At 58.7% G+C, this 465-nt stretch carries 1 rRNA gene; it reads left to right on the top strand.

The features are described from left to right. A 16S ribosomal RNA gene (locus AADR41_RS42380) occupies nucleotides 1–465 on the top strand; the annotation flags it as partial.

Genomic DNA, 465 nt, shown 5'->3' with positions numbered 1-465 from the left:
CCTACGGGCGGCAGCAGTGGGGAATTTTGGACAATGGGGGCAACCCTGATCCAGCCATGCCGCGTGCGGGAAGAAGGCCTTCGGGTTGTAAACCGCTTTTAGTCGGGAAGAAAAGGCACGTTCTAATACGGCGTGTTCTTGACGGTACCGGCGGAATAAGCACCGGCTAACTACGTGCCAGCAGCCGCGGTAATACGTAGGGTGCGAGCGTTAATCGGAATTACTGGGCGTAAAGCGTGCGCAGGCGGTGGGCTGTGTCCTGTGTGAAAGCCCCGGGCTTAACCTGGGAATTGCATGGGAAACTGGTCCGCTCGAGTGCGGCAGAGGGGGGTGGAATTCCGCGTGTAGCAGTGAAATGCGTAGAGATGCGGAGGAACACCGATGGCGAAGGCAGCCCCCTGGGTCGACACTGACGCTCAGGCACGAAAGCGTGGGGAGCAAACAGGATTAGATACCCGAGTAGTC

It is taken from the genome of Streptomyces sp. CLV115, assembly GCF_038448545.1.
In the GTDB taxonomy this organism is placed as follows: Bacteria; Actinomycetota; Actinomycetes; order Streptomycetales; family Streptomycetaceae; genus Streptomyces; species Streptomyces sanglieri.
The sequence above is the reverse complement of the archived record's forward strand: the minus strand, read 5'-3'. Positions and strand labels throughout refer to the sequence as shown.